This window comes from Caproicibacterium amylolyticum (assembly GCF_014467055.1).
Taxonomy (GTDB): Bacteria; Bacillota; Clostridia; order Oscillospirales; family Acutalibacteraceae; genus Caproicibacterium; species Caproicibacterium amylolyticum.
In genome coordinates, this window is record NZ_CP060696.1 from 1,189,400 (window position 1) to 1,211,298 (window position 21,899).

Consider the following 21,899-nt stretch of genomic DNA (forward strand, 5'->3'; position numbering starts at 1 on the left):
TATGTAAAAAAACCTGACAAAATTGAAAAATTGTAACACAGTGAAGTCTGTTGCGGCCCGGGAAAACTCTGCATAAGGCAGGAACAGATTCCGACTGTTTAGTCAGTGTCAGATTCTTTATCCTTGCTTTTGCTTTTTTCTTTTTCCTTTGCCTGTTCCTTCATTTCTTCCTCAAGCTGCTGTTTCTGCTTCTGCAGGTCGCTTAAAATCTTTTCTGCGGCGGTGCGGCGCGCACCGGCCTCTACGGAAAGCTGCAGTGCCAACTGTACCAGTGCATCTTTACCGTCAGCAGCGGCGCAGTCAGTACGGCTGCAGACTTCCTGAAATGCTTTTTCCTGCGCGGTGCAGAAGCAGTCATACAGCGTATGCATATCACCGCGCCGTTCCAAGTCATTGAGCAGCAGGTGTATGTTGGGGATGGACAGCACCTGTTTGAGCAGGCAGAGAATTGTCAGTTGGACAAGGTGGCTTCTGCTGTATTTCTTTTTTTCCGGGCGCGGCAGAACACCGTCTTTTACATAGTTGTTCACCATGCTGGAGGTGAGCAGGGGACTGCCTTCCTGTTCAAACAGGTGCAGCTGTGTTTCCATGAAAGTGAGGACCTGATCCATGTACAGGTAAATTTCCGGAAAACGGTCCCACGGGGTCAGCTCTCCGTCTGCCACCTGATGTGTCCACTGGGAAAGTTCTTCAAGCGGAGCAAATTCATTCTTTTCCATGCAGTAATCCTTCTTTGGCGGTGCTGCCGCTGAACTTGCTGGGCGGCATACCCATGTATTTTTTGAACACGCGCGAAAAATAAAGCTGATCCGCAAATCCGGCAGAGTAGGCGGCTTCGCCCACTGTCAGGCCGCCGTCTTTTAAAAAAGCGGCGGCCTTGTTGATGCGGTACCGCGTAAGATATTCATTAGGCGGCATATTAATATATGCCATGAACAGGCGGTAAAGATGACTGCGCGAAACGCCGGCGCTCTGCGCAATTTTTTCAATATCAATACTGCCGGCGTAATTGCGGTCGATAAATTGGATTGCCTTTTGTACGTAGCTGTAGCTGTTGTCACTGCTGGGCACATGGGTGCCAAAGGTATCCATCAGTTCCGCCAGAAAGCGGAGCAGCCCGCTTTCCATGCGTGCTTCTGCACTGCAGGAACTGCCGGAAACAGCAATAATATCCGCCAGAAGCATATGGAAGCGGTTTTCCGGCGGGCAGTGAAAAACAGGTTCCATGTCCAGAAGCCCAGTCTGCCGCAGCAGGTGTTTTGCGTCGCTGCCGTTGAAACCGACCCAGTCGTATTCCCATGGGTAGGTAAGGTCAGCCTCATAGCTGACAATGGTGCTTGGCTGGATTAAAAAAGCATCCCCGGCCTGAAGTTCCCATTTTTTCCCGCCTGAAGTAAAGCGGCCTTTTCCACGCACAATATAATGAATCAGGTAGTGGTCGCGTACAGCCGGCCCCCAGGAGTGAGAGGGGCGGCAGCGCTGCAGGCCGCAGCTGTAAACTGCAAGTCCCAGATTGTAGCTTTCTCCTTTGTAAGAACGTCGGAAACCATCTTCTGTCATTTTCATCACCACTTGCCCTAGTATCGTATAGCCTATTATACTGCTTTTTAAACAGCGTTGCAATGGAGAAAAAGTATGACAAAATAACAATATCTGAAAATCAAATAAAAATAGTTTGAAATCAGGCGAAAAATCAGCTATAATAAAAGTACTGCCTGCATCAGCATTATAACTGCAGGTGCGGGCGGCCCTGCCGGGCAGGCTGCCCGGTGAACTTTGCTGTCAGGAGGAAGTCTTTATGGAAGGACTCAGTAACAGCCAGATTGCTGGAATTGTTATGGCCACAGGTCTGGTAATTGTATTTGTAGTGCTTATTTGTTTGATATTCATTATCAAACTCTATGGCGCTGTTATTCAATCGGTGCAGAAAAAGAAACAAATACCAAAGGCGGCAGCTGCGAATGTGCCGGTCCCCAGTGCTCCGGCGGCTGTGCAAAAGCCTGTTGCTCCGGCAGTGGAAGAAGGCATTCCAACAGAGGTGGTTGCGGCAATCAGCGCGGCTGTTTACACACTGTACGGAAAAGAAACATCTGTTTTGTCTGTGCGCCGCCGTGTGCGCACAGGTGGCCACTGCGCATGGGGGCAGGCGGGTATTTTAAACAACACGCGCCCGTTCTGAGCACGCTCATTCAGCAAAAGGTTTATTTTTACTAGAGAGGCGGTATCAACGTGTTTCAGGAATTTCTCAATGCGATTACCGGCATTCTGAAAAGTTCCGGCTTTGCCAGCAGCACTTGGCAAAACTATGTAATGATCGGGATTGCCTGTGTCCTTCTGTATCTTGCAATTAAAAAACAGTTTGAACCACTGCTCCTGCTGCCAATTGCTTTCGGTATGCTGCTGGTAAATGTCTTTCCGGGCATTATGGCAGAGCCAACGGCAACGGCAAACGGCGGTCTGTTTTATTACCTGTACCGCGGTGTAAAGCTGGGTATTTACCCACCGCTGATTTTCCTTGGCGTTGGTGCTATGACAGATTTTGGCCCGCTGATTGCGCGCCCCTCCAGCCTGCTGCTGGGTGCGGCGGCGCAGCTCGGCATTTTCATCACCTTTATCGGTGCGCTTGCAATTGGTTTTGACCCGAAAGCTGCAGCCTCTATCGGTATTATCGGCGGCGCGGACGGCCCGACTGCAATTTATGTGACCAGCAAGCTGAAACCGGAACTGTTGGGGCCAATCGCGGTTGCGGCGTACTCGTACATGGCACTGGTGCCTGTTATTCAGCCTCCGATTATGAAAGCACTGACCTCCAAGGAAGAGCGTTCTATTGTAATGGAGCAGCTGCGCCCGGTTTCCAAACTTGAAAAGATCCTGTTCCCAATCATCATTACGGTGCTGATTTCTCTGCTGCTGCCGGATGCAGCTCCGCTGGTCGGTATGCTGATGCTGGGCAACCTGATGCGTGAAAGCGGTGTGGTTTCCCGTATTTCCAACACCGCACAAAATGAATTGATGAATATTATCACGATTTTCCTTGGCGTAACGGTTGGCGCAACGGCAACCGGCAGTGTGTTCCTCAGCGTGCAGACAATCAAGATCATTGTCATGGGTCTGGTTGCGTTCTGCATCGGCACGGCCGGTGGCGTGCTGTTTGGCAAGCTGATGTGCAAGGCTACGCACGGTAAGGTGAATCCGCTGATTGGTTCCGCAGGTGTTTCTGCGGTGCCGATGGCGGCACGTGTTTCGCAGAAGGTCGGGCAGGAAGCAAACCCCGGCAATTTCCTGTTGATGCACGCTATGGGGCCGAATGTGGCTGGTGTAATCGGCTCTGCGGTTGCGGCTGGTGTCCTTTTGAGCATACTTGGATAAAGAGTTCAATTTATGATACTGCAAACGCCCGCACAGGCTGTGTGCGGGCGTTTGCAGTAAATTTGTTCTAAAATATTATGTTAGCTGGTGAGATTATTGAGTGAATCCGCACTGCAATTAAGACAGCGGGTCTTGGAAAAGGAATTTTCCCGCATGAACGAGCGGCAGCGGGAAGCTGTATTTTCTGTGAATGGCCCTCTGCTGGTACTGGCAGGTGCAGGCAGTGGCAAAACGACCGTTTTGGTGAACCGTATTGCAAATATTATTCGGTACGGCAGTGCCTATGCGGACGGTACGGCAGAACTGAACAATACAGATACCGAAGCTGTAAATGCTTTTTTGGCAGATGGCACACCGCTGCCAGACAGCACCCGGCAGCATTTGGCGGTCAATCCCAGTGCACCGTGGCAGATCTTGGCAATTACATTTACAAACAAAGCGGCAGGCGAGCTGAAGCAACGTCTGGTTGATATGCTGGGTGATGCAGGCAATGATGTTTGGGCAAGCACGTTTCATTCCTCCTGCGCACGTATGCTGCGCCAATATGGCGACCGCCTTGGTTACAGCACCCACTTTACCATTTACGATACGGATGATTCCAAGCGCCTGATGAAAAACTGCCTGAAAGAAATGAACGTGGACGAAAAAGTGCTGGCCTGCAAAACGGTGCTCAGCGAAATTTCCCACGCAAAGGACTCGCTGATTGGCCCGAAGGAATACGCGCAGTCCGCAGGTAACGACAATCGTTTGACAACGATTGCACAGGCATATCAGATGTATCAGCAGCGCCTGATGGAAGCAGACGCAATGGACTTTGATGACCTGATTATCAACACGGTAAAGCTGCTGGAGCAGAACAGTGACGTGCTGGCGTATTATCAGCGTAAGTTTCATTACATCATGGTGGATGAATATCAGGATACAAACCATGCACAGTATGTGATGATTAAGCTGCTTGCACAGAAAAGCGGAAATCTCTGTGTTGTCGGTGATGATGACCAGAGCATTTACAAGTTCCGCGGTGCCACGATTGAAAACATCATGAGTTTCGAAAGCACATTCCCCAACGCCAAGGTTATCCGTTTGGAGCAGAATTACCGCTCCACTAAGACAATTTTGGATGCGGCAAACGCGGTTATTTCCAACAATACCGAGCGCAAGGGGAAAACGCTGTGGACGGAAAATCCGCAGGGTGAGAAAATCCAGACGCATACTGCGCTGAATGAGCAGGACGAAGCCGATTACATTGGCAAGCAGATTCTGGACGGTGTGGAAAAGGGAAGAAAGTTCAGCGATTACGCGATTTTATACCGTATGAACACCCAGTCGAGCGCACTTGAAAAGAATTTTGTAAAGTCAGGCATTCCGTACCGCATTATCGGCGGCTTGCGCTTTTATGAGCGCAAGGAAATTCGCGACATGATTGCGTATTTGAGCGTTATCAACAATCCAAGCGATGAAATTCGCTTGCGCCGCATTATCAATCAGCCAAAGCGCAGCATTGGCGATAAAACACTTTCTGTTGCATCCGAAATTGCCGGTCAGATTCATGACAGCGTCTTTTACGTGATTGCCCACGCGGATGAATTTGAGCCGCTGAAGCGTACCGCACCAAAGCTGCTGCAGTTTGCCGAAATTATGCAGGGCTTTATGGCAATGAATGAAGATGAAAACAGCAGCTTGAGAGAGCTGTATGACGAAATCCTTTCCAAGACCGGTTACATTGCAAGTCTTGGCAGCCCGCAGAATGATGAAGTGAAAGACCGCGTAGCCAACCTGACGCAGTTGAGTTCCAACATTCAGCAGTACGAGGAAGAAAACGGCGATGAGGCTAGCTTGGATGGCTTCCTGGAGGAAGTCGCACTGATGACGGATATCGATAATTACGACAATGAATCGGACACCGTAGTCATGATGACCATGCATTCTGCAAAGGGGTTAGAGTTTCCGGCCGTATTCCTGCCGGGCTTTGAAGACGGTATTTTTCCGGGTGTGCAGGCGATTTATGACCCGGTACAGATTGAGGAAGAGCGCAGACTTGCATATGTGGCAATTACCCGTGCACGTGAGGAACTATTTATCCTGAATGCGCAGAGTCGTATGATTTTTGGTTCTACCAATCGGAATCGTCCCAGCCGTTTTCTGAACGAGATTCCGGAGGAATTGACGGAACATACCGCCGCCCGCAGCTGGAAGCAGCCGCAGCCCGGCGTGGTACTGCCGGTTTCCGCAAAGGAAGTGCGTGCAGCCGCAATGGAATCTGCGCTGCATTTTGGCGCGCCGGAGTCTGCTCACGCTCAGAAAGCACCTGTGTTTAAACCCGGCGATACCGTGGTACATAGGGCTTTCGGCAAGGGAATGATCCTTTCCACAACACCAATGGGAAATGACACCCTGCTGGAAATTGCTTTTGATACTAAGGGTACCAAAAAAATCATGGCAAACTTTGCCCATTTGAAACGGGCTTAACGAAATGTAAAAAATGGCAGATGCTTTTCACGGCATCTGCCATTTTTATTTAATCAGAACCTTCCTGTGACTGTCCGCAGCCACAGCCGCACCCGCCTGTGTCACTCACTCTGGGCGGGAAGAAAGAATCGGTGGGGAAGTCGATGCGCTTAAACATCTCGCAGGGATTGTCACTGACCGGCGTGCACTCTTTGGTGGGAACACAGAAATCATACGCAGGAATCAGCATCTGCACATTGCGCACAATTTGAACAATGGAGAACAGGCCGATTGTCACATAGACACTGCGGCCGCACTCAAAGTCAAAGTCACCGCCGAAACGTTCGCAGATATCGTCCGGAATTTTGAAGCCGGGGCAGCAGCCGGGGCGGGTGTCACAAATTCTGGCAGAAAGGCCGACCGGTTCTGCTACTTGGCAGACCGCTTTTGGCAGTGCTTGGCTGCCGTTGCTGTTTTCTGTGGGGTCGCAGCTGCCGTCGCTGGTAAATACCTTTACGTTGCCGTCGCTGCCGTACAGAATCGCTTTCTTGGTAAACAGCGCAATGCCGTCTACCACAATGGGGCAGGAGGCAGGAGCTGTGTAAACATCCAGAGATACATCAAAGACAAAGGTCATGTCGATAGAATAGAAGCCTTTATTAAATGGAACCGGCTCCATGTTCAGGTAAACGGTGAGTACCTCTACATTGCGCAGCCTTACACTAACTGCACGCTCGATAATGGGACGCTTTGCTTGGGTAAAGCACACCTGCAGATCCTCTAAGCAGTCTTTGGCACTGCAGGAGTCATAAACCCTCTGCGCGTCAATGCACACTGCTTCTTTAAAGTGTGCAGAGCGCAGAGCTTCGTTCATTTCATCCATATCGTAATCCTCCAATCAGGCAAAATGATTCTTGCTTAGTACCATCTTATGGCGAAGAAAGAAAAACGTTACGGCACAGCGTGTTTTTTCCCGTGCCGAAATCAAGGTTGAAGTCGGACAGAAATTTTGCTATAATAACATCCATAAAGACAAAAACCGCCCTGCGCGGTACTTTTTGGAGGCTTTTAATCTTATGGCGCATGTTGAACTGCTGACGTACACGCAGATGCCGGAAAAAACGGTGGCTTCTGCCGCAAGACTATGTTATTCTCCTTCCGATATTTCTGCGATTCAGCAGGGGATGACGGAAGAACGTGTTTCACATTTTATGGATATGCTGACAGCAAACGGACACGAAACGCCGGTTGAGCACGCATCCTTTACCTTTGGCATTGAAGGTGTATCCCGTTCTCTGCTGGCGCAGATTACCCGGCACCGCATTGCCAGCTTCAGTGTGCAGAGCCAGCGGTATGTTGCTGAAAATCAGTTTACCTATGTTGTGCCGCCGGAGATTGCAGAAATTCCGGAAGCAAAGGAAGAATATCTGCGGGCAATGGAGGAGGATCAGCGCCACTACGAAAGCTTAACGGCAGTGCTGAAAGCAAAACACAAAAAAGCATTTCTGGCAGAGGGACTTTCTGAAAAATCCGCAGAACGGCAGGCGGAGAAAAAAGCCATTGAGGATGCGCGCTTTGTGCTGCCGAATGCCTGCACAACAAAAATGATCTGCACCATGGATGCACGCAGCCTGCTGCATTTCTTCTCCCTGCGGTGCTGCAACCGTGCACAGTGGGAAATTCGCGAGGTGGCGGAACAGATGCTGTGGCTGGTCAAGAACGTGGCACCGCATCTGTTTGCGAAGGCTGGGCCTGATTGCCTGTACGGTGCCTGCCCGGAAGGAAAAATGTGCTGCGGCAAAGCAGAAGAAGTCCGTGCACACTATTTTCAAAAGAGGAACGGTGAAGCATAATGGGAAAACTGCTGGTGTTGGAAGGGCTGGACGGCAGCGGAAAGCAAACACAAACTTCGTATCTGTGCACTGCTTTTCAGACTGCTCAAGCGCAGTACCGCCATGTTTCTTTTCCGGACTACGCGCAGCCGTCCTCTGCACTGGTAAAGATGTACCTGCAGGGTGAGTTCGGTGCTTCTCCGCAGGATGTGAATCCCTATGCTGCTTCTTCTTTTTATGCGGTTGATCGTTTTGCATCTTACCGAAAATTCTGGAAAAAAGATTATGACAACGGTATGGTGATTCTTGCGGACCGCTACACCACTTCCAATCTTGTTTATCAGCTGCCAAAGCTGCCGCGCGGAGAATGGAATGCTTTTACAGAGTGGCTGCTGGACTATGAATATCACCGTTTTGAACTGCCAATACCAGATTTAACGATTTTTCTGGATATGCCGCCAGCCGTTTCTGAGTCTTTGCTTGCAAAGCGGTATCACGGTGATGAGCAGAAAAAGGATATCCATGAAAAGAGCATGACTTTTCAGCAGGACTGTCGGCAAGCTGCGCTTTACGCAGCACAGAAACTCCATTGGAAAGTTGTGTCCTGCGCTGCAGGCGGTAGCCTGCGCACACCACAGGAGATTCATGCGGAAGTTTTGCAGATTGTTCGTGAAAACGGTTTGCTGAATCAGGCAGAGACCGCGAAAGTCTGAAAGGAGCTTTGAAAATGATTTACGTTTTTTTAGCAAATGGTTTTGAGGAAACTGAGGCACTTGCACCGGTGGATATGCTGCGCCGCGCCGGTTTAAAAGTATGCATGGTCGGTGTGAATGACGATGAAATCACAGGTGCGCACGGCATTTGTGTGAAGCCGGATATTGCCGACTGGGATTTTAATCCCGAAATGGAACCGGTTGATATGGTCGTTTTGCCCGGCGGTATGCCCGGCACCAAAAATCTGGAAGCTGCCCAGTCTGTTCGGGAAGCAGTTGATTGGGCTGTGGAGCATGACAGCTACATTGCTGCCATTTGCGCGGCACCATCTGTACTGGGCCACTGGGGTGTGCTGAAAGGCCATGAAGCAATCTGCTACCCCGGCTATGAGCCGGAGCTGGGCTGCAAAATCAGCAGTAAGCCTGTCGTACAGAGCGAAAAAATCATCACCGCCCGCGGTGCCGGTGTTGCTGTGGAGTTTGGCCTTGCATTGGTTAAAACATTGTGCGGAGAACAGAAATCCGAGGAGATCAGGAAATCGATTCAATGTATGTAAAGAAAAACATCAGGGAAATCAAGCAGGATCTGCGCAGGCGCTACCGCACGTATCGGGAAGCGCTTGAGCCTGCCCAAAAAGTGGAAATGGACGCGGCAGTACGGCGGCGTCTGTTTCGTCTGCCAATTTACCGGAATAACCGAGTCATTTTCATCTATGTCAGTAAGCCAATCGAGGTAGACACAATCGGAATTATTCAGCATGCGCTGGCGCACGGCAAGCGTGTGGCAGTACCGCGCTGTATCCCCGGAACTTATCAGATGCAGTTTTACTTTATTCGCTCGCTTGCGGATCTGGAGCCGGGAATGTTCGGTGTACTGGAGCCTTCTGCGGAACACTGTCAGCCGGTTGCTGATCTGCGGCACGGCTTGTGCGTAGTGCCCGGCCTTAGTTTTGACGCGCAGGGTTATCGGCTGGGTTACGGAAAAGGTTATTATGACCGCTTTTTGTCTTCATTTGGCGGGCAGACGGCCGGTATCTGCTACCGTGCCTGTGTACCGTGGAATTTACCGCATGGGTATTATGACCGGCCTGTAGACATATTGATTACAGAAACTTATATCAGAAAGACGGGCAGCCGTCCTGCCAGCCGTCAGGAGGAACGCCATGACTGAAAATGAACATCCGCAGCAGTCGCTCAACAGCTTCAGCGGGAATGAGGCAATCAAAGCGGAAGCTGCACGGGAAGCTGCCGACGAAAAGCGTGCCAGGCGCAACCACAAAAGGCGGAACAAGGCAAAGCGCAAAAAGAACAGGCGCTTTTTCCGGCTGGTATGGTGGAGCATGGTGATTTTGGCGGCAGCGCTGCTGGGGCAGTTCCTGATTACCGGACTGAATGATGTGCTTGCCGTTAACCGCGAAAGTGTCAACGTTACCGTTGAGATTCCTTCCTCCATTACGGAGAGTTCGATGAAGCCCTCGGCGCTGAAAAAGCTGAGTGGCAGCAAACTGCGTGAAGCACAGGCAAACAATCAAAAAATTTCCCGTCAGGTCGCCAATATTCTGAAACAGGCCGGTGCCATTGAGAATCCGGACTTTTTCTGTCTGTATACCCGTCTGCGCAAAGCGGACGGCTGTTTCCACAACGGCACTTGGCAGATTGACACAAAAACAGATTATGAGCAGCTGGTAAATACTTTTGAATCTAATGAGGGCCGCAAGGATGTTGTGAAGGTTACAATACCGGAAGGTCAGAATGCACTTGAAATCGCACAGCTGCTTCAAAAAAACGGTGTGGTTTCCTCGGCGCAGAAGTTCTTGGACGTGCTGAACACAGACGCGTTTGACGATACTTACACCATGGCCACCAATATCAAGAGCCTGACGGGCCGTTATTATAAGTACGAGGGTTATCTGTTCCCGGATACGTACGAATTCTATCAGGATGAGGACCCGCAGAATGTCCTGCAGAAAATGCTGGATGACACCAACGACCACCTGACAAAGCAGATTCGGGACAAGGCCCAGGAACAGAATATGACGCTTGATCAGCTGCTGACCATGGCTTCTATCATTCAGGCGGAGTCCGCAGATACTTCGGACATGCTTAATGTTTCGTCTGTACTGTACAATCGTCTGAAATATGGGGACAAGTATCAGATCCATACACTGGACTGTGACTCGACCTCGTACTATCCGTATCGTTCCAAGAGTACGGTGCCGGCGGATAAAGGCAAAAATTACAAGAGCAAGTACGATACCTACACCATAAAAGGCTTGCCGGCAGGCGCCATCTGCAATCCGGGTATGGCGGCAATCAATGCGGCGCTGAATCCGAATGAGACAAGCTATCTGTATTTCTGCCACAATCCAAAGACCAAACAGGCATATTACGCCTCCAGCGCGGAGGAGCATGCCGATAATTTAGCAGAGGCGGGACTGACTTCATGAAAGCAATAAGACCAGCCCCCCATTTGCCGGAGCTCCTTTCTCCGGCGGGGGATATGGAACGTTTGAAAGCGGCTATCCAGTTCGGTGCGGATGCCGTTTACCTGGCCGGAACGAATTTTGGCATGCGCAGTGCGCCGTCCAATTTTTCACCGGAGCAGCTTGCCGAGGCGGTGGAATTTGCACACAGCCGAGGCGTACGTATTTATTTGACAACCAATATTATTCCCCGTAACAGCGATGTGGAGGGCCTTGAGCCGTTTCTCCGCATGGCACGGGACGCCGGTGTGGATGCGTTCATTGTAACGGACCTAGGCGTTATGGCAGCAGCAAAGCGGGTCGCACCGGGGGTGGAAATCCACATTTCCACGCAGACCGGTGTGGCAAATTATGCCGCGGCGCGCCAGATTTACGATATGGGTGCGAAGCGTGTGGTGCTTGCACGTGAGCTTTCACTGGAGGAAGTGGCAACGCTGCGCGCAAAGACACCAAAGCAGTTGGAAATTGAATGCTTTGTGCATGGCGCTATGTGTGTATCTTTTTCTGGGCGGTGCCTGCTCTCCAATTACTTTACCGGTCGCGACGGCAATCATGGTGACTGTGCGCAGCCTTGCCGCTGGAAATATGCACTCTGTGAAGAAACGCGTCCCGGTCAATATCTGCCGATTATGGAGGACGGGGACGGAACGTACATTTTGAATGCCAAAGATATGAATATGTCAGAACATATTCCAGAACTGCTGCGTGCCGGAGTGGACAGCCTGAAAATTGAGGGCCGTGCAAAGTCTGCCTACTACACCGCAGCTGCAACGAACGCCTACCGTCGTGCGCTGGATGATGCCCTTGCAGGAAACCCACTGACACCGTGGGTAACGGAGGAACTCGACAAAATCAGTCACCGGCAGTACAGCACCGGATTTTACTTTGGCCGTCCCAACCAAAACGTTGATCTTGGCAGCTATGTGCGCGACTACGAAGTAGTTGCGGTATGCGAGTCTTACCAGAACGGCGTAGCAGTGCTTTCACAGCGCAACCGCTTTTTCCGCGGCGACACGGCTGACATTCTTGAGCCGGGCAAAGCACCGTATCAAGTAAGGATGGATCATATTCAGAACGGCGACGGCGAAGAAATCGAAGCGGCAAACCATGCGGTCATGCGTGTGCTGCTGTATACCGATACGCCGATTGCGCCGGGTGCACTGCTGCGCGTAAAAAAAGATTTGGATTCGTGAATAAAATCACCTCTTTTTGGGAAAACTTTCTCAAGGGAGGTGCTTTTTATGCCAAAGTCCGCAAAACGAATTTTAATCTTATTTACAACGATGCTGCTGCTTTTTACATTCTGTGCGCTGCGCGTAATGGGTTTGTCTATCTGGGATGAGTCGCTGGCAAAAACTGCGGTCACACAGCAGACACTGACGCTAACTTTTACAGCAGGGCGCGGAACGGTCTATGACCGAAATCTGCAGCCGTTGACCGGTGGAAAAACCTCCTTCATTGCTGCCGTCGTGCCCAGCAAAGAAACTGCTGCCGCACTCAGCAAGGTACTTTCTGCGCAGCAGATGAGCAATGTTTATGAACAGATGAAAGGCGGCGCTCCTTTCCTGACAAAATTGGACGCACCGGCGCAGACAGACGGAATTTTGTGTTTCCCACAAACAGAACGTTATCCTGAACGTGCATTGGCAGCACATATGGTGGGATATTTAGACAGCAGCGGGTGCGGTGTAAACGGTGTGGAAAAATCCTTTAACAGCCTGCTTACCTGCGGCAGCAAAACCACGAAAATCACCTACTCTGTTGATGCTCTGCGCCACCTGCTGCCAGGGGAAACAGCCAAGGTGGTTACAACAGCAACGGGGGTTGCAAGCGGCGTAGTGCTTACGCTGGATAAAAATCTGCAAAAGATTGCGGAGGACAGCGCCGCTGACCTGAAAAAGGGCGCGGTTGTCATTTTAGAGGCCGGTACAGGCAATATTCTGGCATCTGCCAGTGTGCCAAATTTTTCACCGGAGGATGTTTCGGCTGCGCTGCAAAGTACGGATGGCGCTTTGGTGAATCGCGCACTGCAGCCGTACAGCGTTGGTTCGGTGTTTAAACTGACTGCTGCCGCTGCCGCATTGGAACATGGTGCAGACCCCAATGCCAAATATACCTGTACCGGCAGCGAAACTGTAGACGGCCTGCAGTTTCACTGCTACGACGGAAAGGCACATGGCGTGGAAACAATGCGGGAAGCGATTGCAAAGTCCTGCAATTCCTATTTTGTAAAGCTGATGCAGAACGTGCCGCAGGCGCAGTTCTTAACCATGGCACGTTCACTTGGATTTGGGCAGAGTATGGAGATTGCACCTGGGCTTTGCAGCAGTGCAGGAACTCTTCCAACACTGGAGGAACTTGCAAACAGACGCGCACTTGCGAATTTTTCTTTTGGGCAGGGAACCCTGACGGCAACGCCGCTGCAGATTGCCGCAATGGTGAACGCGGTGGCTTCGGGCGGTATTTACACGCAGCCAACGCTTTACGCGGGGCAGGCCGATGCTTCCGGCCACCTTTCCGTACCGGCCGACCACACGAAGGGAGTGCCGGTTATTTCCCGCAAAAACGCGGAACTGCTGTGTTCCTTTATGCAGGACAGCGTGGCATACGGTACCGGACACTCCGGACAGCCGGTACATGTGAAAGCGGCGGCCAAAACCGCTACTGCACAAACTGGACATTTTACGGACGGCAAAGAGGATGTTATTTGTTGGTACGCGGGTTTTTTCCCAGTGGATACACCGAAATATATTGTGACAGTTATGGCAGAGGGCGGGGACGGCGGTGGTGCGACCTGCGGGCCGGTCTTTCAGAAAATTGCGGATGCATTGTATCCGAATGAGATTGACAACCCGGTTGATTGAGTTTATAATAATTTTAATAAATATTTGAAAAACAATGAAGGGTAAATGCTTTCGCGAAACTGCACAGAGAGCCGGTAAAATGGTGCAAGCCGGTCTTTTTCGCAAAAGCTGAGCCGGCCCGGAGTTCCCCGCGATGAGCGGCGGCGTTTCCCGCGTTAAGGGTAAGAGAGGCGCTTTGCAGCGCAATTTGGGTGGTACCACGGGTGTTCCCGTCCCATTGCGGACGGGGGCGCTTTATTTTTTTGCAAGAATTTAGAAAAGGACGGAGAGCAGTAAAATGCAGTGGATGGGTTTAAATGAAATTCGCGAAAAATATTTGGAATTCTTTGAGGGGAAGGGGCATCTGCGCCTGCCCAGTTTTCCGCTGATTCCGAAAGACGACAATTCCCTGCTGCTGATCAACAGCGGCATGGCACCTATGAAAAAGTATTTTACAGGTGAAGTCACCCCACCGCGCAAGCGCGTGACAACCTGCCAGAAGTGCATCCGTACCGGCGATATTGAAAACGTCGGTATTACCGACCGCCACGGTACTTTCTTTGAGATGCTGGGTAACTTTTCCTTTGGCGATTACTTTAAGCATGAAGCAACCGCGTGGGCGTGGGAATTTTGCACCAAGGTCATGGAAATGCCGGTAGATAAGCTTTGGGTCACCATTTATCAGGATGACGATGAAGCGTTTGACATCTGGACAAAAGAAGTCGGCGTTGCCGCTGACCACATTGTCCGTCTGGGCAAAGAGGACAACTTCTGGGAACATGGCCCCGGCCCCTGCGGTCCCTGCTCGGAAATTTACTTTGACCGCGGTCCGGAACACGGCTGCGGCAAGCCTACCTGCGGCGTTGGCTGCGACTGTGACCGCTATGTTGAATTCTGGAATGTTGTGTTCTCCCAGTTTGACTGCGACGGACACGGCGGCTACCCGCCGATGGAACACCCAAACATCGATACCGGCATGGGTCTGGAGCGCCTTGCCTGTGTGATGCAGAATGTGGACAATTTGTTCTTAGTCGATACCGTACAGAATATTATTAAAAAGGTCTGCGAAATTGCAGGCACTGAGTACGGCAAAAACAAGAAAAATGACGTTTCCATTCGTGTAATCACCGACCACGTGCGTTCTGTAACCTTTATGATTGCAGACGGCATTATGCCCTCCAACAACGGCCGCGGCTATGTTCTGCGCCGCCTGCTGCGCCGTGCCGCCCGCCACGGGCGTTTGCTCGGTATTGAACGCTCTTTCCTGACAGAAGTTGCCGAAACCGTGATTCACGAAAGCTGCGGTGCTTACCCGGAACTTTCTGAAAAGAAAGAAATGATTATGAAAGTCATTTCTGTTGAGGAGGAGAGCTTTTCCAAGACGATTGATCAGGGCACCGCGTTACTGAATGATATTATTAAGAATAATAAGGGCACCGTTATTTCCGGCGAAGATGCCTTTAAATTGAGCGATACCTACGGCTTCCCAATCGACCTGACCAAAGAAATTGCCGGCGAAAACGGCATGACAGTCGATGAAGAAAGCTGCCGCAAACTCATGCAGGAGCAGCGCCAGACCGCACGTGCTGCACGCAAAAACGCGGGTGCGGAGTCCTGGGCAGGCGAGAGCGACCTGCTGAAAGGTGTGCCGGAAACAGAGTTCCTCGGCTACAAGGAAAAGACCGCGCAGGCAAAGGTACTTGCTATCGTTGCCGGCGGTAGCCGTGTGGAATCCGCTGACGCGGGCGACGAAATCGGCCTTGTGCTGGACTGCACCACATTCTATGGTGAAAGCGGCGGTCAGGTAGGTGATACAGGCGTTATCAATGCGGACGACGCGGTTCTGGATGTCAACGACACCACCAAGAACCACGCGAAAAACTATATTCATCACTGCACCGTGCAGGCGGGTACCATTCGTGTTGGTGACAGCGTAAGTGTGCAGCCAAACTGGGAACGCCGCGAAGCTATCATGCGCAACCACACAGCGGCACATCTGCTGCAGGCGGCTCTGCGCAAGGTGCTGGGCACCCATGTGGAACAGGCAGGCCAGTTGGTCAGCGAACAGCATGTCCGCTTCGACTTTACCCATTTTGCCGCGCTGGCTGCGGAAGAACTGCAGAAAGTCGAAAAAATGGTGAATGACATCATTCTTTCCGCCGTGCCAGTTGAAATGCGTGAAATGCCGATTGAAGAAGCAAAAAAGCTGGGCGCAATGGCACTGTTCGGCGAAAAATACGGCAAGGTTGTGCGTGTGGTATCCGCGGGCGATTTCAGTAAGGAATTCTGCGGCGGTACCCATGTGGACAACACTGCAAAGCTGGGTCTGTTTAAGATTCTTTCTGAAACAAGCGCAGCTGCCGGTGTGCGCCGCATTGAGGCGGTTACCGGATATGGCGTTTACAATCTGCTGAACGACAGCCTGAACACCATTGACCAGACTGCCGCAGTGCTCAAGCTGAACAACACAGCGGATTTAACCGCACACGCGGAACAACTGATGGCGCAGCTCAAGCAGGCGGAAAGTGAATTGGAAAAGGTGAATGCCAAGATGGCAGGCCAGCAGGTCGAACAGCTGATGGCTTCCGCAAAGCAGGCAGGCAGTGTGCGTGTCTGCACCGCGAAACTGAACGGCGCGGATGCCGCGGCTCTGCGTACCATGTGCGACAAAGTGCGTGACAGTGCACCTGATATGGTTGCAGTATTTGCCGGTGTCAATGGTGCAAAGGCAAACATTGCAGTCGCTGTTGGCAAAGACGCGCTGACAAACGGTGCACATGCTGGCAAAATTGCAAAAGCGGTTGCGCAGTTTGCAGGCGGCAACGGCGGTGGCAAACCCGACTTCGCGATGGCAGGCGCTAAAGACCTGACAAAGCTGGATTCCGCGCTGAATGCCGCGTGCGGGGTTGTGGAAGAACTTGTAAAATAAATTACTGAAGCTTGCATATCTTTGCGGGAAAGCTTATAATATTTCAGTTGATGTACGTTACAGTAAAGTTTTCGTCAGCCTCGTGTGCCCCGAATGGGGTGTGTTCACAAGGCTGCAGGTGTGGGCAGCGCCCACGGTACAATTTTTGAGAGTGCTGACTGAAAAGTCAAAACCCTGGGCTTGCAGTTCAGACTGTTTCTTATGCTACTAAGGTCAAGGAACAAGGTCGTGGCGGGCTTTACCCCACACCCCTGGTCGCTTTTTAAGAAATCGACGGAAAGTATAGTAAAGACAGTTGAATTTGACTTTTGTTTCAATAAAAAAGAAGTGAAAGGAGGAAAAAGCATGGACTGCATATTTTGCAAGATTGCTTCCGGCGAAATTCCAAGCACACGCGTTTATGAAGACGACCTCTGCGTCGCTTTTAAGGATTTGGAGCCGCAGGCACCAGTGCATATTCTGATTATTCCGCGCGAACACATTGTTTCCGCGGCAGAAATTACACCGGGAAACAGCTCCATTGTTGCACACATTTTTGAAGTCGCCGCGAAGCTTGCCAAAGACAACAGGCTGAAAAACGGCTGGCGTATTGTCAGCAATGTGGGTGAGGATGGCGGTCAGTCCGTTAAGCATATGCACTTCCACCTTTTGGGCGGGCGTGCTATGGCGTGGCCTCCCGGCTGATGCGTACAGACAGAAAAAGAAGGAATGCGCGGCGCAAAGCTGGCTTCCTTAAAACATAATTATTGCAGAAAGGCCGGTTTTTTCGTGAATCAGATTAAAACAATAGACGGCAGACAGTATTATCATATGACAATCGCAGGCTGTGAGCGTGACCTGCCGCTGTGCCCAATCAGTGACACCATGAACATTGCCGGATTTGTAATGCTGGGTGATGTTGAAATTACCAAGGCCAGCGCGGCGGAACTGCTCAAACGCTGCCCGGAACATGATGTTGTGGTAACTGCGGAAACCAAGGGTATTCCGCTTTGCTACGAAATGGCGCGGCAGGGCTGCGGCCGCTACATTGTTGCCCGCAAGAGCCTGAAATCCTATATGCGCAACCCGATTCATGTGCAGGTCAAGTCCATTACAACAGACCATGTGCAGGAACTCTACCTTGCCGAGGATGATTATAAGGGCTTAAAGGGCAAGCGTGTGCTGATTGTTGATGATGTTATCAGTACCGGCGAGTCACTGGAAGCGATGGAAAAGCTGGTTGAACAGTTTGAGGGCAACATTGTTGGCCGTGCGGCTGTACTGGCTGAGGGCGATGCACAGGACCGCAAGGACATTATCTTCCTTGAGCCGCTGCCGCTGTTCAGCAAAGAATAATTTGGCAGTTTGGTGATTTAAGTATGAAAAGGCCGCTTGCGTTGGTAGGTTTTACATATCTGCTGACACAGGCGGTTTCTGTTTTTCTGGGAGCCGCTGGCGCGCTGCTTTTGGGAGCGGGCTGCCTGCTTCTGGGATTGCTTTTTTTGCTGCTGCACCGAGGGAAAAGGACCCAATGCATGGTGCTGCCGGTGGCGGCATTCACGGCGGCAGCGGCGTGTATGCTTTTCTTTTTCAGCAGTACGCCCTTTTCTCAGGCGGCAGAAGAATATGCAGGAAAAACGATACAGCTGACTGGTGTTGTAACGGATGCACCGGACTATTCCAGCGGAAAGCCACACTATACGCTGCAGGTGGAAACCTGCGGAGGCAGGGCAGATACACCACTTGTCGGCAGAAAAGTGCTGCTTACCTCCGGTGAAACTTTTTCGGCGGAGCAGTTTGACCGTGTAACAGGAGATGTACGCCTGAGCGCGCCGCTTTCTGACGGATATTTTTCCCGAAAAAACAGTCTGCTGGCGGATGGCGTCGTTTTGCAGGGGCACCTGTACGAATTTCAGCCATATACGGTGGAAGCGGCTCAAATTCCATTTTGGCAGGCACTGCCATACCGTATCCGTCAGGGACTGCTTGACAGTTTCCTGCAGGACCTGCCGTCACTGGAGGCTTCACTTGTCAGCGGTGTGCTGGTAGGGGAGAAGCAGGCAATTCCGGCCGCGGTTTCCAACGCGTTCCGCAGTTCCGGCGTTTCGCATCTGCTTTCAGTTTCCGGCCTGCATATGGCAACCGTTGCACAGATGCTGCTGCTTTTGCTGGGACTTTTTCCACTGCCGCGCAGAGCAAAATATGTGTTGGCAGGGGTAGGTGTGGTGTTCTTTATGGGCATCACCTGCTTTGTACCGTCTGTTATGCGCAGTGGAGTTATGTATTTGGTGCTGTTGTGCGGCGGGTGCTTTTACCGAAAGGCGGACAGCCTGAATTCACTGGGCTTTGCCTTACTGCTGCTGTGCCTTGCGAGTCCCTTTGCGGCGGCGGATATCAGTTTGCTGCTGAGTGCCTCAGCAACGCTGGGAATGATTCTTTGTATGCGGCCGGTGCAGCGGTTTCTTACTGCGCGTGCGCCGAAGGGACGGTTTCGCCGCAGGCTGCTGAATGCTGTTATTGGTACGGTGATGACTTCACTTTCGGCAGTACTGTTTACACTGCCGATTTCTCTGTTAGTGTTTGACGAAATGTCGCTGGTTTCGCCGTTGGCGAATTTGTTGGTGCTGACACCCTCCGGTTGGATGATTTATGCCGGTTTTGCGGCGGCATTTCTTAGCCTGATACCGCCGCTGAATGCGATTTCTGCATTGGTCTGGAAACTGACGGATGCACTTGCAAAGTATCTGATTGCCTGTACCGAATGGTGTAAATCACTGCCGTTTTCCAGTGTACCGACGGACTATCGCTTTGTAAAGTTGTGGCTTGCGTGCATGCTGCTTCTGTTGGGTGTGTGCTGCATTTTGTGTCGATGCCATAAAAAACTGCCGCTTCGGCTGACGGCACTGCTCAGTATTGTGGTGCTGCTGCTCAATTTATTGGTGTATCAGCCGGACGCAAATGCTCTGAAAGTGACCATTGCTGCAAGCGGAGAGGGTGTCAGCGCTGTTGTTAGCTATGCGGGGCATGGGGCAGTGATCGGCTTTGGTGCAGACAGCTGGCAGACAGAACGCATTCTGCGAAGATGCGGCGTTATAAAATTAGATACGGCGGTTGTACTCAGCCTTTCCAATCGGGAGTGTCAGCAGGCCGCTGTGGTGCTGACGGACTTTCACCCTGGCAACGTGGTACTTCCTGCGGGTACGGAATTGGACGGTGCCTTGGAACAGGTGGTTACAGCTAGCGCGGGCAGCTGCACAGTTGCGGGCGAACAGGCACAGGCATCTCTCTGGCACAGAAAGGTGCTGATGACTGTTGCAAACGGCGCGGCGAATCTGCAGACAGCGGGACTTTCCATGTTGTTCTGTGGGGACAGTGCAAATTTGGAGAACGCGCCGGCGGGGCTGTTGAACGCACAGGTACTGGTGTGCAGTAGTTTGCCAAAAAGCGAAAACTTGCTGCACACATCGATGACGGTATTGTGCAGCTACCAAAATGCGATAAAATCGTATGTGCAGCAGCGCCGCGGCCTGCCCAGTATCCTTGGTGGTGGGCAGGATTTGGTGCTGCAGCCGAAAAACGGCGCGGTGCGCATAAGGAGGAACGACTGATGGCGGAATGCCGAGAAGGGGACCTGAAAAAACAAATAGAGGCCAATACGCTTGCCGGTGTGTACTTTCTGTATGGTGAAGAAAAATATATGGTGTCGGTTTGGGCGCAGCGGCTGATCAAAAAATCAGCGGGCAAGGACTTTTTGGACTTTAATTTACAGCGTTTTACCGGAGATGTACCGGCAGATACTTTGGACGATGCTGTGCAGGCGCTGCCGTTTATGGCACAGCGAAAATGTGTGGCAGTGGCCGACCTTGCGCTTGAAGGACGCACGCCTTCTGAAGTGAAAAAGCTGCTGGAATTGCTGGACGATGTGCCGGATACCACAGTGCTGGTGTTGTACTTTGCCGCAAGCGACCCGGCACTGAAAAAGGATAAAAAGTGGAAGGATATTTTTGCTGTCTGTAAAGAAAAAGGCACTTGCATTGCCTGTATGCGCCGTACACAACAGGACTTGGAGCGGTTGTTGATTTCGGCGGCGGGGAAGCGCGGCTGTACCCTTTCCAGAACGAATGCACAGCGAATGTTTCGATATGTCGGCAGTGATTTGACTGCATTGCTGAATGAACTTGAAAAAGTCTGTGCGTTTACCGGCGGCGGGGAAATCAGCAGTGAAACGATTGATAAACTGGTAACGCGCAATCTGGAAACACGCGTATATGACCTCAGCAAGGCGCTGCTGGCCGGGCGGTATGCGCAGGCTTATCAGACACTGGGGCAGCTTTTGGACCAGAATGAGGAACCTGTGCGAATTTTAGCGGTGCTTTCCGGTGCATACATCGATTTGTACCGTGTGCGTACCGCACTGCAGAGCGGTGAAACCGCGCTGGAGCCTGCAAATCATTTTGAGGAATATAAGCGTCGGGAGTTCCGTCTGACAAATGCGGAGCGCGATACGCATAACCTTTCCACACAGATGCTGCGAGCCAGTCTGGATGTACTTTTGCAGGCGGATTTGGACCTAAAGGGTTCCCGCACAGACAGCCGCCTGATTCTGGAGCACACACTTGCGCGGCTGCTGGTGATAGCCGGAGGGGAGGAGAACGCTTGACAAAACTAAAAATTAAAGAAGCAGTTGTGGTGGAAGGCAAGTATGATAAAATCAAGCTTTCTGCGTTGATTGACGGTCTGATTATTGAAACGCATGGGTTCGCCATTTTTCGGGACAAAGAGCAGCTGGAATTGCTGCGCCGTCTGGCAGATAAGCGCGGCCTGCTCATTCTGACAGACAGTGATTCTGCTGGCTTTTTAATCCGCAATTTTCTCAAAGGCGCAATTGACCCGGAGAAAATCAAAAATGCCTATATTCCCGACATTTTCGGCAAGGAAAAGCGGAAGGCAGCACCTGGAAAAGAGGGGAAACTGGGGGTAGAGGGCATTCCGCTGAATATTTTGCGTGAGTGCTTGAAAAAAGCAGGCATAGAAAGCGACTACAAGGCTCCACAGGGGCGGCAGATTACGAAAACAGATTTGTACCTGCTGGGTCTTTCCGGTGGCAGTGAGAGCGCCCAGCGGCGTCGGTTGGTGCAGAAAGCGCTGGATTTGCCGGAACATCTGTCTGCCAATGCGTTGGTGGAGGTTCTTAACACGCTGACAGATTATGAAGCACTCTGCGAGCTTTGTTCCACACTGTTTGCGGAAGATTCCATATAAAAAGCTCTGCGGAAATCCAATCCGCAGAGCTTTCATTACCT

At 51.4% G+C, this 21,899-nt stretch carries 19 protein-coding genes; 16 read left to right on the forward strand and 3 right to left on the reverse strand.

Translation table 11 applies throughout. From position 1 onward, the window contains the following. Positions 1 to 98: 98 nt before the first annotated feature. Together H6X83_RS05705 and H6X83_RS05710 are read right to left on the reverse strand one after the other, a co-directional pair. Positions 99 to 719: a DUF1836 domain-containing protein gene (locus tag H6X83_RS05705; protein ID WP_212508174.1), complete on the reverse strand. Its 621-nt coding sequence runs from the start codon at positions 717 to 719 to the stop codon at positions 99 to 101. After that, positions 706 to 1,560: an AraC family transcriptional regulator gene (locus H6X83_RS05710; protein ID WP_212508175.1), complete on the reverse strand. Its 855-nt coding sequence runs from the start codon at positions 1,558 to 1,560 to the stop codon at positions 706 to 708. Before H6X83_RS05710 ends, H6X83_RS05705 begins: the two co-directional genes overlap by 14 nt. A 238-nt stretch (positions 1,561 to 1,798) precedes the next feature. Between H6X83_RS05710 and H6X83_RS05715 the strand changes: the two genes are divergently transcribed. From H6X83_RS05715 to H6X83_RS05725, 3 genes are all read left to right on the forward strand, one after another. Further along, entirely contained in the window at positions 1,799 to 2,179 is a 381-nt protein-coding gene (locus H6X83_RS05715) for an OadG family protein (protein WP_212508176.1), read from the forward strand. Between the two features lie 44 nt (positions 2,180 to 2,223). Beyond that, complete coding sequence (locus H6X83_RS05720) at positions 2,224 to 3,369, forward strand: sodium ion-translocating decarboxylase subunit beta (RefSeq protein WP_212508500.1); 1,146 nt, start codon at positions 2,224 to 2,226, stop codon at positions 3,367 to 3,369. A gap of 153 nt (positions 3,370 to 3,522) precedes the next feature. After that, a complete protein-coding gene (locus tag H6X83_RS05725; protein WP_212508501.1) occupies positions 3,523 to 5,838 on the forward strand; it encodes an ATP-dependent helicase in 2,316 nt (771 codons plus the stop codon). 49 nt (positions 5,839 to 5,887) lie between these two features. Here the strand turns inward: H6X83_RS05725 and H6X83_RS05730 are convergent, their stop codons facing one another. Further along, complete coding sequence (locus H6X83_RS05730; RefSeq protein WP_246419531.1) at positions 5,888 to 6,700, reverse strand: hypothetical protein; 813 nt, start codon at positions 6,698 to 6,700, stop codon at positions 5,888 to 5,890. Between the two features lie 193 nt (positions 6,701 to 6,893). On the opposite strand from H6X83_RS05730, the gene thyX reads away from it, so the two are divergent. From thyX to H6X83_RS05795, 13 genes are all read left to right on the forward strand, one after another. Further along, positions 6,894 to 7,670: an FAD-dependent thymidylate synthase gene (gene thyX, locus H6X83_RS05735; RefSeq protein WP_212508177.1), complete on the forward strand. Its 777-nt coding sequence runs from the start codon at positions 6,894 to 6,896 to the stop codon at positions 7,668 to 7,670. Further along, positions 7,670 to 8,362, forward strand: coding sequence for a dTMP kinase (locus H6X83_RS05740; protein ID WP_343063140.1), 693 nt, complete (start codon positions 7,670 to 7,672; stop codon positions 8,360 to 8,362). The genes thyX and H6X83_RS05740 overlap by 1 nt, the downstream gene beginning before the upstream one ends. A gap of 14 nt (positions 8,363 to 8,376) precedes the next feature. After that, entirely contained in the window at positions 8,377 to 8,919 is a 543-nt protein-coding gene (locus H6X83_RS05745) for a DJ-1 family glyoxalase III (protein WP_212508178.1), read from the forward strand. After that, on the forward strand, positions 8,910 to 9,533 hold the full coding sequence (locus tag H6X83_RS05750) for a 5-formyltetrahydrofolate cyclo-ligase (RefSeq protein ID WP_212508179.1): 624 nt from the start codon (positions 8,910 to 8,912) through the stop codon (positions 9,531 to 9,533). The genes H6X83_RS05745 and H6X83_RS05750 overlap by 10 nt, the downstream gene beginning before the upstream one ends. Further along, positions 9,526 to 10,809 carry an endolytic transglycosylase MltG gene (mltG, locus tag H6X83_RS05755; RefSeq protein WP_212508180.1) on the forward strand — a complete coding sequence of 428 codons (1,284 nt, stop codon included), beginning with the start codon at positions 9,526 to 9,528 and terminating at the stop codon, positions 10,807 to 10,809. The genes H6X83_RS05750 and mltG overlap by 8 nt, the downstream gene beginning before the upstream one ends. After that, entirely contained in the window at positions 10,806 to 12,038 is a 1,233-nt protein-coding gene (locus H6X83_RS05760) for a peptidase U32 family protein (RefSeq protein WP_212508181.1), read from the forward strand. The genes mltG and H6X83_RS05760 overlap by 4 nt, the downstream gene beginning before the upstream one ends. A 48-nt stretch (positions 12,039 to 12,086) precedes the next feature. Further along, the gene (locus H6X83_RS05765) at positions 12,087 to 13,709 is read left to right on the forward strand and encodes a peptidoglycan D,D-transpeptidase FtsI family protein (RefSeq protein WP_212508182.1); all 1,623 of its coding nucleotides are present in this window, start codon (positions 12,087 to 12,089) and stop codon (positions 13,707 to 13,709) included. Between the two features lie 277 nt (positions 13,710 to 13,986). Continuing rightward, complete coding sequence (alaS, locus tag H6X83_RS05770; protein WP_212508183.1) at positions 13,987 to 16,617, forward strand: alanine--tRNA ligase; 2,631 nt, start codon at positions 13,987 to 13,989, stop codon at positions 16,615 to 16,617. Between the two features lie 345 nt (positions 16,618 to 16,962). Further along, positions 16,963 to 17,301 (forward strand): histidine triad nucleotide-binding protein, encoded by a 339-nt coding sequence (locus tag H6X83_RS05775; RefSeq protein WP_212508184.1) that lies wholly within the window; start codon positions 16,963 to 16,965, stop codon positions 17,299 to 17,301. 126 nt (positions 17,302 to 17,427) lie between these two features. After that, on the forward strand, positions 17,428 to 17,952 hold the full coding sequence (locus H6X83_RS05780; protein WP_246419618.1) for a phosphoribosyltransferase family protein: 525 nt from the start codon (positions 17,428 to 17,430) through the stop codon (positions 17,950 to 17,952). Between the two features lie 23 nt (positions 17,953 to 17,975). Beyond that, entirely contained in the window at positions 17,976 to 20,204 is a 2,229-nt protein-coding gene (locus tag H6X83_RS05785) for a ComEC/Rec2 family competence protein (RefSeq protein ID WP_212508186.1), read from the forward strand. Next, positions 20,204 to 21,256, forward strand: coding sequence for a DNA polymerase III subunit delta (gene holA / locus H6X83_RS05790; RefSeq protein WP_212508187.1), 1,053 nt, complete (start codon positions 20,204 to 20,206; stop codon positions 21,254 to 21,256). Before H6X83_RS05785 ends, holA begins: the two co-directional genes overlap by 1 nt. Beyond that, positions 21,253 to 21,858 (forward strand): ribonuclease M5, encoded by a 606-nt coding sequence (locus tag H6X83_RS05795; RefSeq protein WP_212508188.1) that lies wholly within the window; start codon positions 21,253 to 21,255, stop codon positions 21,856 to 21,858. The genes holA and H6X83_RS05795 overlap by 4 nt, the downstream gene beginning before the upstream one ends. The last annotated feature ends 41 nt before the right edge of the window (positions 21,859 to 21,899 follow it).